Origin of the sequence: Natronincola ferrireducens (assembly GCF_900100845.1) — a bacterium.
Classification (GTDB): domain Bacteria; phylum Bacillota; class Clostridia; order Peptostreptococcales; family Natronincolaceae; genus Natronincola_B; species Natronincola_B ferrireducens.
In genome coordinates this window covers 20,163-33,492 of record NZ_FNFP01000008.1, presented here as the reverse complement: position 1 = coordinate 33,492, position 13,330 = coordinate 20,163, and the positions used below count along the sequence as shown (strand labels likewise).

Here is a 13,330-nt window from a genome sequence, read left to right as displayed (position 1 = left end):
ATATAATTGATAATAAGAAATTGTGCATAAAAACAATATTGCTGAAGGATAATGATGATAAAGGAGGCCTTAAATAAAATGTGGACAGTTGTATACATGACAAATACTAAAGAAGACGCGGAATATATTGAAAAAATATTAGTAAAAGAAGGCTTCTTAGTGAAAATAAAACCAATTAGCAAAAACAATGAAAATGGAACATGCGAAGTACTGGTTCCTAGATCTGAAGTGGAGGAAGCCCATACGATTTTATTACATCAGGCCCTATAGTTAATCTATAGGCCTGGTATGTATTTTGAAATAAAAACTAATGGGACAATATTTGTTCCGTGGGACAAAATCAGTCCCCGTAGGATGAAATGGAGGTAATATCATGAAAACAATAGGGGTATTAACCAGTGGAGGAGACTCTCCTGGAATGAATGCTGCCATAAGAGCAGTTGTAAGAAATGCAATCTCAAAAGGGTGTAAGGTCATAGGGGTAAAAAGAGGTTATGATGGTTTGATTCATGGACAGCTGGAAGAAATGAATTTGTCCTCTGTTGCAGACATTATTCATCGTGGGGGGACTATGCTGCGAACAGCTCGAAGTGATGAATTTAGAACTGAAGAGGGAAGAAAAAAAGCTCTAAATGTCATGAGGATATTTGGTATTGAAGGAATGGTGGTTATTGGTGGAGATGGCTCCTTAAAGGGGGCTGAAGCCTTAAGTAAGCTAGGGATTCCAACTATCGGTGTACCAGGAACCATCGACAATGATTTAGAATATACGGATTATACTATAGGCTTTGATACCGCTGTAAATACAGTGGTAGATGCTATAAGTAAAATTAGAGACACCTCCACTTCCCATGGTAGAGCCAATATAATAGAGGTAATGGGAAGACACTGTGGGGACATCGCCCTACATGCTGGTTTGGCAGGGGGAGCAGAAAGTATTATTATTCCCGAGGTAGGCTTGAACATTGATCAGGTTTGTAGAAAGCTTATAAAAGGAAAAAATAGAGGAAAACTACATAGTATTATCCTTCTAGCAGAAGGAGTTGGTGGAGCCATTGAATTAGGTGCTACTATTGAAGAAAAAACGGGAATTGAAACTAGAGCCACTATTTTGGGACATATACAGAGGGGCGGTAGTCCTACAGCCTTTGATAGGGTTTTAGCAAGCAAAATGGGGGCTAAAGCAGTAGACCTGTTGTTGGAGGGAAAAGGAAGCTTAGCCATAGGTATAAAGGGTAGTGATATTATAAGTATCGATATTCAAGAAGCATTAGAGATAAAAAAACAATTGGACAAAGGCACTTATGAATTAGCAGATATACTATCAATATAGGGGAGGAAGAAAATTATGAAAAAAACTAAAATAGTATGTACCTTAGGCCCAGCCAGTGAAAACCCTGAAATCTTTCAGGAATTAGTGGAAAATGGATTAAATGTTGCAAGATTAAACTTTTCTCATGGAAACCATGAAGAACACGGTAAAAGAATAGAAACTATCAAGAAAATAAGAACAGCCATTAATGTACCTGTAGCTATTCTTTTAGATACCAAGGGCCCTGAAATAAGAACAGGAAAATTTAAAGATCCAGAAGTATATTTGGAGGAGGGTCAAACCTTTACAATTACCACTAGAGAAGTTTTAGGAGATAACACTATTTGTAGTGTGAGCTACGAAGGATTAGCCAAAGATATAAAAGTAGGGGACACTATTTTAATAGATGACGGTTTAATTGGATTAAGGGTACGAAGGATCTTTAATGATACAGACATCGAGTGTGTTGTTGAGAATGCAGGGGTAGTAAAAAATCATAAGGGGGTAAATGTTCCCGGAGTCAAAATTAATCTTCCAGCTATTACTGAAAAGGATGAGGCGGATATTAAGTTTGGTATTCATCAGGACATTGATTTTATTGCAGCATCCTTTGTTAGAAAGGCTGAAGATGTGTTGGCTATTAGGAAAATATTAGAAGATAACAGGGCGGAACATATTCAAATTATTTCTAAAATTGAAAATCAAGAGGGAGTAGATAACCTAGATGAGATTATAGAGGTTTCCGATGGAATCATGGTGGCTAGAGGAGATTTAGGTGTAGAAATCCCTACTGAAGAAATCCCCTTAGTACAAAAGATGATGATTAAAAAATGCAATAAAGTAGGAAAGCCTGTTATTACAGCTACACAAATGTTGGATTCTATGATGAGAAATCCTAGGCCCACTAGAGCAGAGGTAACCGATGTGGCTAATGCTATTTTAGATGGTACAGATGCCATTATGCTATCGGGAGAAACCGCCGCTGGCAAATATCCTGTTGAAGCTGTAAAAACTATGACCAATATTGCTAGAAGAACTGAAGCATCCATAGATTATAGAAGGTTACTTAGAAACAAAGCCATTGAAAAAGAAATGACGATTACCGATGCTATTAGTAATGCTACATGTGTTACTGCTATGGATTTACAGGCATCGGCTATCATTACTGCTACTTCATCAGGCTACACGGCTAGAATGGTTTCAAAGTTCCGTCCCAAAGCACCAATTATTGCTGCTACCACATCTGAAAGGGTAACAAGAAGATTAAGTCTAATGTGGGGGATTTATTCTATACTGACTGAAGAACTTCAATCAACAGACGATATTATTGATATTTCTGTTCAAAGGGCATTAGGACAAGGGTTGATTCATAGGGGTGAATTGGTAGTAATTACTGCTGGTGTTCCTGTTGGGGTAGCGGGAACTACCAATTTAATTAAAGCCCATATTGTTGGAGATATCCTATTAAGTGGAACTGGTATTGGCAAGAAGGCTGCTACTGGGAAAGTAGTTATCGTAGATGCCGCTATAGATGAAGCTACTCAAATAGAGGAAGGAGATATCTTAGTTACACAGTTTAGCGATAAACATCTAATGCCCCTTATGCAAAAAGCTGGAGCTGTGGTAACAGAAGAAGGAGGACTTACCAGTCACGCAGCCATTGTAGGATTAAACCTTGGAAAGCCAACGGTAGTTGGTGCTGACAACGCTACTAGGAAGCTAAAAAATGGAGACATTGTAACGGTAGATGCCAATACAGGGTTAATTTACAGTGGAAAAACAAGAGTGTTATAATTTTATAACTTAAAATTTACCTAATAATAACACAATAAATAAACACTTATCATATACTGATATTATAAAGTAAACATTCTCCCCCTTTATTCATATAAATTGTATAAAGGAAAATTTTTTCTCGAGCTTACAAAAATTGTAGGCTCTTTTTTTGTAGATTATCAGTGTTTAGAAAAATAAAAGACATGTTTTATAACATTTATTCATATATAAAAAATAAAATGCTGAAAAATTTATAAAAAAACATTGCAAATGTAGAAAATATAATTTTAAAAAGTTATAACATTTTTAAAGCATTAACAAATATAACTTTAAATTCCCAGTGAGGGGTGATGCTGTTTATTAGAAAAAAAGGATTACAAGGAAACATAAAAAAATTATAAAAAAGAAATAAGGGGGAGAAAAAGTGAAAAAAAGATTATTCTTTTTATTAGTTTCTACGTTACTTATTTTAAGTTTAGTTGTTACAGGATGTGCCCAGAAACCACCGGCAGAGCCTGTAGGTACAGATGAAGATAGTGAGGAAGTCAGTGGTGATGTTGAGGTTGTAAATGTTGGTTGGATTGGCTCTTTAACTGGAGACCAGGCAGTGTGGGGTAACTGTGAGTTTAATACTGTAAAAATGCTGTTTGAAGAAATTAATGAAAAGGGTGGTTTACTAGGCAAACAAATCAATGTTATAGGTTATGATACCCGTGGGGATGCTATGGAGGCTGTTAATGCTGTAAGAAGATTAACCTCTCAAGATAATGTTGTAGCGGTTATTGGTCCTAATGCCAGTGGTCAAGCTATTGCTATATCCTCTGTACTAGAAGATATGCAGGTGCCTGGCATTGCCACTGTTGCTACAAATCCAAAGGTAACAATAGATGATGATGGAAACGTAAAGCCATTTAATTTCAGAGTATGCTTTATCGATCCATATCAGGGGGCTGTAGCTGCTGGCTATGCCATAGATGTACTTGGATTTACAAAGGCAGCTATTTTATATGACGTGGCTGACGACTACTCCCAAGGTTTGACAGAATTTTTTGAAAAGACTTTTGTAGAAAAAGGTGGAGAAATCGTTGCAAAGGAAGCTTTTAAATTCGGTGATGTAGACTTTAGACCTCAGCTAAGTACAATTAAAGGAACCAATCCAGAAGTATTATTTATGCCTTACTTCTTTAAGGAAGTTGCACTGAGTGCTAATCAAGCAAGGGAATTGGGAATTGATGCTGTATTAATGGGTGGTGACGGCTGGCCATCAGAAGTATTGTTGGAAATGGCAGCAGAAGCTGTTGAAGGAAGTTATTTTGTAAACCACTTAGACTTTGCTGATCCAGAGGTTCAAGATTTTAAAGCTACATATACAGCAAAGTACAATTTACCAGTAGAATTAAATGGATATCTTGCCTATGATGCAGTTAGAGTATTGGAAAAAGCTATTCTAGATGCTGACAGCTTTGACTCTGTTGCTATAAGGGATGCGCTAAAAGGTGTAAGTGTTAAGGGAATAACAGGACAAATTAATATTAGTCCAGAGACCCACAATCCTGAAGGAAAAGATGCAGCTATTATAAAAATTGTAGATAGTGATTATATCTTCCAACAAAAATACTCTGCAGACTAGTTTTATAGAGAGGGTTTTACCCTCTCTATTCTACATAATACTACTAATAAATTTTTAAAGATACAGGTACTTTTAATTAGCTAATGAGGATTATCGTAAAGGAGGTAAACTATGTCTGCTTTTTTTCAGCAAATCATCAATGGATTGTCTATTGGCAGTGTATATGCGTTGATGGCAGTAGGTTATTCCCTAGTTTATAGTATTATGAATTTCAGTAATTTTGCCCATGGAGGGGTTATTATGATGGGAGCCTATATGGGTTTTTTCTTAATGACTATCTTTCAGTTACCCTTTATGATGGCCTTTGCTTTAGCTGCCACAGGGGCTGGCCTTTTAGCTGTTACGATAGAAAGGATTGCCTACAGACCCCTAAGAAAAAGAAATGCCCCCTTTTTATATTTTATTATTTCTGCAATGGGAGCCTCTATATTTTTAGAAAACATTGTTATTGCGACAATAGGTCCTACCTTTAGAACCTATCCTAGGGTTTTTTCTACAACCCCATTTAAATTAGGGGGTATTTCTATAGGTAGATTGGATGCTATCATGTTTGTAATTTCAGGAATAAGCTTACTTATCTTAATCTATATTATTGAAAAAACTAAAACCGGTATGGCTATTAAATCAACAGCCTACAGTATTCGTGCCAGTACTTTAATGGGGGTTAATACCGATAAAATTATTTTCATTGTTTTTGCTTTAGGTGGATTGTTGGCAGGAATTGCAGGGGTATTGTTTGGTATGAAATATACTGTATATCCTCAAATTGGCTTTATCACCATGAAATCCTTTATTGCTGCTGTATTTGGTGGTCTAGGAAGTCTTCCTGGAGCAGTAATAGGATCAGTGCTGTTGGGTGTGATAGAAACCTTAACAGCAGGTTATATATCATCACAATATAGGGATCTTATAGCTTTTATATTGTTAATTGCTGTATTGATTTTCCGCCCCAGTGGCTTAATGGGAAAAATAACAGAGGACAAAGCATAGGAGGTGGCATAATGGGTTGGTATTATATTCAAGGAATTTTAATTTTATCAGGTATTTATCTATTAGCCGTATTAGGCTTATCATTATTAACAGGTTTCACAGGACTTTTCTCCTTTGGACATGCTGGATTTATGGCAGTAGGGGCATATGCAACTGCTGTAGCAACAATGAAGTTTAATGTTCCCTTTCTTTTAGGATTGGCTTTAGGTGGTTTGGCAGCAGCATTGGTAAGTCTTATTATTGGAAAGCTCACATTAAACCTCAAGGGGGACTATTTTTGCATAGCAACATTAGGGTTTGGAGAAGCCATAAGGTTGATTTTAGATAATGTCCAGTACTTTGGAGGAGCTAGAGGATGGCCTGGTATAGATTTAAAAACAAGTTTGACCAATGTAGTTATTATTAATATTATTGCCGTTATCATTTTAGTAAATTTAATTAAGTCAAGACATGGTAGAAATATGCAGGCAATCAGAGAAGAAGAAATGGCGTCTCAGATTATAGGTATCAATGTGTTTAAATACAAAATGATTTCCTTAGTTATTAGTGCCGCCTATGCAGGGGTGGCCGGTGGTATGTTGGCCCATTATACTGGTTTCATACAACCAAGGATGTTTCAGTTGATAAAATCTACAGAATTAACCATCATGGTAATTTTTGGTGGGCTGGGAAGTATATCCGGCAGTATCATTGGAGCCATAACCTTAACCGCTTTACCAGAGGTTTTAAGAACCTTTCATAGATGGCGTTTGGTGGTTTATGGAGCAGCAGTAATATTCATTATGATTACAAGACCTCAAGGTCTAATGGGTGGTTATGAAATTACTATAACTAATATTAAAAAACTGTTCTCTCGTATAACATCCTTTGGAAAGAAAAAACATACGGTGGGGGGAGATGGCAAATGACAGTAATATTAGAATTAAAAAATGTAACAAAGCAGTTTGGAGGTCTAACGGCTGTTGGTAATATGAGGTTTCAAGTGGAAAAAGAAAGCATTTCAGGATTAATAGGACCCAATGGTGCTGGGAAAACCACAATATTCAACTTAATTACAGGCATTTATAATGTTACAGAAGGAGAAATTATCTTTGAAGGAAAAAGAATCAATGGTCTACAGCCCTATGAAATTGCTGATACAGGTATAACCAGAACCTTTCAAAATATTCGTCTGTTTAAAAAGCTTACAACCTATGAAAATATACTAACAGCTTGTCATTATAATACAGATTATAGTATTTTAGACGCAGTTATTAGAAATAAAAAATTTAGAAGAGGTGAAAAAAATCTGTTTCAACAAGTGGATGACCTGTTGGACATTATGGAACTTAAGGATAGAAGGGATGTTGTTGCTGCCAATTTACCCTATGGTCTGCAGCGGCGACTGGAGATTGCTAGGGCATTAGCCTTAAAACCCAAACTATTATTGTTGGATGAGCCAGCAGCGGGAATGAATCCCGATGAAACAATAAAACTAATGCATCTTATTAAAGAAATCAGAGAAAGATTTGATCTTACGGTGTTGGTCATAGAGCATCATATGGACCTAATTATGGGGATCTGTGATAAAATTGTGGTTTTAAACTTTGGTAAAAAGCTGGCGGAGGGAACTACCCAAGAAATACAAACAAACCCAAAGGTTATCGAGGCTTATCTTGGGGAGGAGGATGTCATTTGCTAAGGGTAAAAAATTTAAATGTGTATTATGGTGGAATTCATGCCTTGCGAGGGATCAATATAGAAGTACAGGAGGGACAAATTGTCTCTATTATTGGATCAAACGGTGCCGGGAAGTCTACTTTATTAAATGCCATATCCGGAATGGTAAAGCCAAAGGAAGGAATTATAACCTATAAAGGAAAGGAACTTCCTAAAACTCCCCATAAGATTGTGGACCTAGGTATTTGCCAAGTGCCTGAGGGACGGTTGATCTTTGCAAACCTAACTGTAAAAGATAACTTGATGATGGGTGCTTATCTGAGAAATGACAAGAAAAAAATAAACGAGGATTTAGAAAAGGTATACCAATTATTTCCTAGACTACAAGAGAGAATCAATCAAATGGCAGGAACCCTTAGTGGTGGTGAGCAACAAATGTTGGCTATGGGTAGGGGTTTAATGGGAAACCCTGATTTAATTCTTCTGGACGAACCATCCCTAGGCTTGGCACCATTATTGGTAAAAACTATTTTTGAAATTATTGAAGATATTAAAAAGATGAACAAAACCATTCTATTGGTAGAGCAAAATGCCTATAAGGCCCTTTCTGTTGCTGATACAGCCTATGTTTTAGAACAGGGTATCATAAAGAAAGAAGGGGATGCACAGGAGATTTTACAGGATAAGTCTATTTTAGAGGCTTATCTGGGCAAAACCCACTAAATTAAGGGAGAGAAGAAATTCTCTCCTTTGCTATTGAGAAAATAAAAAGGAAAAAAATTTTTTATATAGAATTTATAAATAGAGCATAATGATAGTATAGGAGGTAGTATAATTGAGGAAAAGTCATAGTATAATTCAAGTAAGATATCAAGAAACTGACCAAATGGGTGTAGTATATCATGGCAATTACTTTACATGGTTTGAAGTAGGCAGAACTACATTTTTAAAAGAAATGGGTTATTCCTATAAACAATTGGAGAAGGAAAACATAATGCTACCGGTGGTGGAAGTAAATTGTCGCTATAAGGAACCTGCTAAATATGATGATGAAATTATTATAGAAACATCCATAAAAGATCTACAAGGAATTCGAATTACCTTTGAATATACCATTATACGAAAAATAGATGAAAAAATACTGGCAATGGGGACAACAACCCATGCCTTTGTAAATAAGGATTTACGACCCGTGAATTTTAAAAAGCTTCATCCTGCAATGTACGAAGCTCTTATAAAAAATTTCTAATGAGGTGTTTATATGCTATTAAAACTTATTTTGTTATTTACAATTGTTCCCATTGTTGAATTAGCATTATTATTAAAGCTAAGCGGTTACATAGGGATTTGGTACACCCTACTGATTGTTTTTCTAACAGGGATAGTAGGCGCTTATTTAGCTAAAAGCGAAGGTAAGGGTGTACTTAGAAGAATCAAGTTAGAGATGAGTCAAGGTCGAATGCCGGGAGATGAGTTAATCAATGGCATGTGTATTATTGTGGGGGGAGCTCTACTGTTAACCCCTGGAGTTTTCACGGATGTAATGGGTTTTTCTTTAGTTATCCCCGTCATAAGAGGGGCCATAAAGACAATTGTTAAGAAAAAAATTAAAAGGATGATTGATGAAGGTACCTTTATGCTTTACTATAGAAAGTAATCATAAAGCTTTTAATCCCTTGTAAAAGGTATAATTTTCAATTTATTGGTGAATAATCCTTAACAGGTTTATTTCAAAAACAATTGAAAAGTAAGAGGTAGACTGATTCTAATCTTTTGTTGAGCACGTATTGTGCTCTTTTTTTGCAAAAAAAAGACGGCTAAGCTGCCGTCTAGGTTTTAGGTTTATTCTTCTGGATTAATATAAGGAGAAGGACTTAAAGGTTTATTGAAAATTGAATCTCCTGTTATAGCACTACTATTTTCAACCTCTACTTGAAGCTCTACATAGTCTATATCTTCTAAGGAAGTAAAGGTATAGACAATAGAATCCACCATGAGAGATATTTTGTTACAGCTATTTTCATAAATCTTTAAAAATGCATCATTAAATTTTAATTTCAGCCCTTTATCTTCTATGCTATAACCCAACAGAGCAACATCTTCTGGAACTGTAGGCAATAAACGATACTCGTAGGGAAGAGTCCCACTACTATATTTTAGCCCTTCAAAAATTGCTTCGATAGAAGACTGTTGTAAATCCATGGACATAGGTACTAATAGGATACGACTTGTATCGGTTAGATAACCAATATAAAACATAGGATTTTTAGATGGATAAAGGGGCTCGCTTACAACTCTACCATGAAACTTAGCCTCCAATATTTTATTGTCAAAGTAAAATTGGATACCTTGAACCTCGTGGATGGAGGTGAGTGAGTTCAACAAACTTTCCACTGCTACTCTAGCAGAAGTAGCATAAGTATCATAGGTGCCAATATCCATTGGTAAATACACGTTAGCTATGCCTCTACTTAAGTTAAGTCTTTGAACAGTAGGAATTGGAGAACCTGTAGGTAAACCTAGGCTTTCTCTAGGACCTTTTTCGAGGTTATCGATGGTACTTCTCAAAGGAGTTCTAGTAAATGGAATAACTCGTGTAATAGGAATTAAATGATTTATATTATTGTCTGGGAAATACAAGGTTAATGCAGTTTCATTTCTGTCAATAGCATTTAAAGCTGGAAGGTAAGTAGTTTCTGTATCATAGGTTATAGCAACCCTACTGGAGAGGGTAGGATTTTTTATATTGTCTATATGTAACTTTACTGCCAACTCGTAATTACCATTGGGTACATCAAAAAGATTTTGAGGAAGTTTCATATGAATGACTGTAGGCATACCATGGCTGATAGTTATTTCTGGAGTATCAATAGTAGTGATAAGTCTATCTTGAAAATATAAGGATAACTCTACAGGTTTTTCTTGATTAAATTCTAGTGGAAAAATTGTAGTATCTCCTGTTAAACTTAGCTGCAATTCTGGGTCAGATGAGGAAACCATGGTTATACTACTGTCAACAGCAATTATCTCATCAGTAGATGGTTTAAAGGGTAGAGAAAAATCAAAGCTCAATGTGGGTGTATCAGCATATAGGGGTATACCTGAAGCACTTATAAAAAGCATAATTAACAATAAAATTGCCCTAATAGGACGTGACATTGACTCAACTCCCTTCTAAGCTTGTCCAACTTATGTAATTACCTTATATTATAATATAACAATATGCTAGGGTAAACAAAAACCATTAAACAAAAGTTGGCAAGAAAAGGGCAAAATAGTGTAAAATAATATAGAACTTATTCATTTCGACAAAAGAAGGATAGGAAGAAGGAGGCTGGTTACATCATGTTACAAAAAAATAGTATATATCCCATTGAAATAGAAGATATAGGCCATAGTGGTGAAGGTATAGGTAGAATAGAAGGCTTTACGGTTTTTGTTGAGGGAGGTATTCCAGGGGATCAGGTAAGGGTAAAAATTAAGTCCCTTAAAAAAAACTATGGAGAGGGAAGAATCATACAAATGATAAAACCCTCCAAAGATAGAATTAACCCTATATGTCATTTGGCCAACACATGTGGAGGTTGCCAAATTATGCATATGGATTATTCAGCTCAACTGGATATCAAAAAGAAACGAGTAGAACAAATTCTTGAAAGAATAGGGAAAATTAACACAACTATACACCCTACCTTGGGCATGGAAAATCCCTATGAATATCGTAACAAAGCTCAATTTCCAGTAGGGATGATAAAGGGTAAGGCGATACTTGGATTTTATAAAAAAGGCAGTCATGATATTGTAGATACAAACTATTGTCATATACAATCTCCTATCAATAAAGATGTTGTAAAGACTATGAGGGAATATATTGAAAAGTATAAAATAACCGTATATGATGAAAAAACTAGGAAAGGGCTTATACGACATGTGGTAACAAAGGTTGGTTTTGCTACAGGCGAAGTGATGGTGGTTATTATTACCAACGGGAAAGACCTACCCTTAAAAAATCAATTAATAGAAATGCTTCAGAAAAATGTGAAGGGCTTAAAGAGTATTGTTCAAAATATTAATGACAAAAGCACTAATGTTATTTTTGGTAGGGAGACCATCACCCTTTACGGGGAGGATAAGATAGTGGATTACATAGGGGATTTAAAATTCCACATCTCAGCCCAATCCTTTTTTCAGGTAAACCCTATTCAAACAAAAGTACTGTATGAAAAGGCTTTAGAATATGCAGAGCTGACGGGGAAGGAAAATGTCTTTGATATATACTGTGGTATAGGAACCATCTCCCTATTTTTAGCGCAAAGAGCTAAAAAAGTTATCGGTGTAGAAGTAATCGAAACTGCTATCAGGGATGCTGAGGAAAATGCTGATATTAATAATCTAGATAATACTGAGTTTTATGTAGGCAAAGCAGAGGAAGTTATTCCCCAATTATATGCAAAAGGAATGAAGGGGGATGTAGTGGTGGTAGATCCTCCACGAAAGGGATGTGATGAAAAAGTACTCGAGACTATTGTGACTATGAAGCCCGAAAGAGTGGTTTATGTTTCCTGCAACCCAGCCACGTTAGCCAGAGATTTAGCTTATTTAGAAGAAAAAGGCTATAAGACGGTAGAAGTCCAGCCAGTGGATATGTTTCCGCATACGGCGCATGTGGAAACCGTCGCTAAACTATCTAAGATTTAGAAGGGTTTCAGAGTTAAAACATCTTAAAATTTGCCACCCTGCCACCCATTTGCCACCGCTTTTTCTAAATGGGTGGCAAATCATTTGATCATGCTTTCAAAACGATCTACACTATCCTGCTTTAGTTTGCTGGTAATATGGGAATAAGTATCCATCGTGGTGGCAAGTTTACTATGGCCCAATCGTTCCTGGATCTCTTTGATATTTGCTCCAGCCTCTAGTAGCATCGTAGCATGGGTATGTCTTAGGGAGTGGAAGTTAAATGGAATCATCAGCTCATAGTTCACCACACGACTTAAATACTTTAAGCTGTCGGGAGAAACTAATTCTCCATTTTCCTTAGTACATACAAAGTGACTATCAATGTAATGCTTACCATACTCCAATTTGTTTTCCATTTGATTTTTACGATGCTTTTTTAGGATGTTGATGAGGGTATTCCCAATAAAAATCTCACGATTAGAAGATAGGGTCTTAGGGGTGCCAAATACCCATTCCCTGTCTTTTTTTATGATGATTTTCTCCACCTTAATAGACCTTTTCTCAAGGTTCACACAATCCCAGGTGAGACCACAAACCTCAGCAGCCCGTAATCCAGTATGAAAGGCAATCTGTAGGGGAATATAAAAGCTACTGCCCTCTGGGAAACGATCGATTATCCGTTTAAAATCATCCAAGGGAATCACCTTCAGATCATTCTTATCCTTCTTGACACCATTGTACTTAGGCATAGAGACATATTGCATGGGATTTTCCTTCCTAAACCCATAGGGATAGACCGCCATTTTTAATGCTCCCGAAAGTACCCCATAAAAACCAGATAAAGTATTCTTCGACAGGCCATTTCGATACTTCTTATTTAGGAATTCCTGCAATACTGCTGGAGATAAGGATCTGACCCTATAGATCCCCAATGCCGGCTTAATATGGTTTTCAATGATACTCTTATAGCCTATCTGGGTGTTGTGCTTACAGTTGATCATGACATATTCCTTATGCCAGTAGTCAAAGTAATCTGCTACGGAAATGTCACTTTCATCAATAATGGAGCCAGCCTTTTCAAATTCATTGAGGGCTTGCCTTAAGGCCTCCTGGGCCTCCTTCTTTGTATTGCCAGCCTTCCTTTCGATTTTCTTTCTTTTCCCATTTACCTTGCCAACTTCAAAGTAATAATACCAGCTGTCACCTCTTTTTCTTACACCACCTTGCACTTTCTTCACCTACCTTACAGTTTTCCTTTTCCAACTAATATTCAGCTTTGTAAT

The 13,330-nt window shown here is 36.3% G+C and carries 13 protein-coding genes; 11 read left to right on the top strand and 2 right to left on the bottom strand.

The genetic code is table 11. From position 1 onward, the window contains the following. Window positions 1-78 precede the first annotated feature (78 nt). The 10 genes from BLS22_RS12700 to BLS22_RS12655 all read left to right on the top strand — a co-directional run bounded on the left by BLS22_RS12700 (window position 79) and on the right by BLS22_RS12655 (window position 9,024). The gene (locus BLS22_RS12700; protein WP_090554331.1) at window positions 79-270 is read left to right on the top strand and encodes a hypothetical protein; all 192 of its coding nucleotides are present in this window, start codon (window positions 79-81) and stop codon (window positions 268-270) included. Window positions 271-373: 103 nt separating this feature from the next. Then, on the top strand, window positions 374-1,333 hold the full coding sequence (gene pfkA / locus BLS22_RS12695) for a 6-phosphofructokinase (protein WP_090554329.1): 960 nt from the start codon (window positions 374-376) through the stop codon (window positions 1,331-1,333). A 15-nt stretch (window positions 1,334-1,348) separates the two neighbouring features. Next, on the top strand, window positions 1,349-3,106 hold the full coding sequence (pyk, locus tag BLS22_RS12690) for a pyruvate kinase (RefSeq protein ID WP_090554326.1): 1,758 nt from the start codon (window positions 1,349-1,351) through the stop codon (window positions 3,104-3,106). Between the two features lie 406 nt (window positions 3,107-3,512). Further along, window positions 3,513-4,718: an ABC transporter substrate-binding protein gene (locus BLS22_RS12685; protein WP_090554323.1), complete on the top strand. Its 1,206-nt coding sequence runs from the start codon at window positions 3,513-3,515 to the stop codon at window positions 4,716-4,718. 111 nt (window positions 4,719-4,829) lie between these two features. After that, a complete protein-coding gene (locus tag BLS22_RS12680; RefSeq protein ID WP_090554320.1) occupies window positions 4,830-5,708 on the top strand; it encodes a branched-chain amino acid ABC transporter permease in 879 nt (292 codons plus the stop codon). An 11-nt stretch (window positions 5,709-5,719) separates the two neighbouring features. Continuing rightward, window positions 5,720-6,616: a branched-chain amino acid ABC transporter permease gene (locus BLS22_RS12675; RefSeq protein WP_090554317.1), complete on the top strand. Its 897-nt coding sequence runs from the start codon at window positions 5,720-5,722 to the stop codon at window positions 6,614-6,616. After that, window positions 6,613-7,389 (top strand): ABC transporter ATP-binding protein, encoded by a 777-nt coding sequence (locus BLS22_RS12670; RefSeq protein WP_176762181.1) that lies wholly within the window; start codon window positions 6,613-6,615, stop codon window positions 7,387-7,389. Before BLS22_RS12675 ends, BLS22_RS12670 begins: the two co-directional genes overlap by 4 nt. Then, window positions 7,383-8,090 (top strand): ABC transporter ATP-binding protein, encoded by a 708-nt coding sequence (locus BLS22_RS12665; RefSeq protein WP_090554314.1) that lies wholly within the window; start codon window positions 7,383-7,385, stop codon window positions 8,088-8,090. The genes BLS22_RS12670 and BLS22_RS12665 overlap by 7 nt, the downstream gene beginning before the upstream one ends. Window positions 8,091-8,202: 112 nt before the next feature. Further along, window positions 8,203-8,616 (top strand): acyl-CoA thioesterase, encoded by a 414-nt coding sequence (locus BLS22_RS12660; protein ID WP_244269553.1) that lies wholly within the window; start codon window positions 8,203-8,205, stop codon window positions 8,614-8,616. Window positions 8,617-8,628: 12 nt separating this feature from the next. After that, window positions 8,629-9,024: an FxsA family protein gene (locus BLS22_RS12655; RefSeq protein WP_090554311.1), complete on the top strand. Its 396-nt coding sequence runs from the start codon at window positions 8,629-8,631 to the stop codon at window positions 9,022-9,024. A 185-nt stretch (window positions 9,025-9,209) separates the two neighbouring features. Here BLS22_RS12655 and BLS22_RS12650 read toward each other — a convergent pair whose 3' ends face one another. Further along, window positions 9,210-10,526 (bottom strand): GerMN domain-containing protein, encoded by a 1,317-nt coding sequence (locus BLS22_RS12650; RefSeq protein WP_090554308.1) that lies wholly within the window; start codon window positions 10,524-10,526, stop codon window positions 9,210-9,212. A 186-nt stretch (window positions 10,527-10,712) separates the two neighbouring features. Here BLS22_RS12650 and rlmD point away from each other — a divergent pair, with 186 nt between their 5' ends. Then, window positions 10,713-12,065: a 23S rRNA (uracil(1939)-C(5))-methyltransferase RlmD gene (gene rlmD, locus BLS22_RS12645; protein WP_090554305.1), complete on the top strand. Its 1,353-nt coding sequence runs from the start codon at window positions 10,713-10,715 to the stop codon at window positions 12,063-12,065. Between the two features lie 80 nt (window positions 12,066-12,145). Here the strand turns inward: rlmD and BLS22_RS12640 are convergent, their stop codons facing one another. After that, window positions 12,146-13,285 carry a tyrosine-type recombinase/integrase gene (locus BLS22_RS12640; protein WP_330386522.1) on the bottom strand — a complete coding sequence of 380 codons (1,140 nt, stop codon included), beginning with the start codon at window positions 13,283-13,285 and terminating at the stop codon, window positions 12,146-12,148. Between the last annotated feature and the right edge of the window lie 45 nt (window positions 13,286-13,330).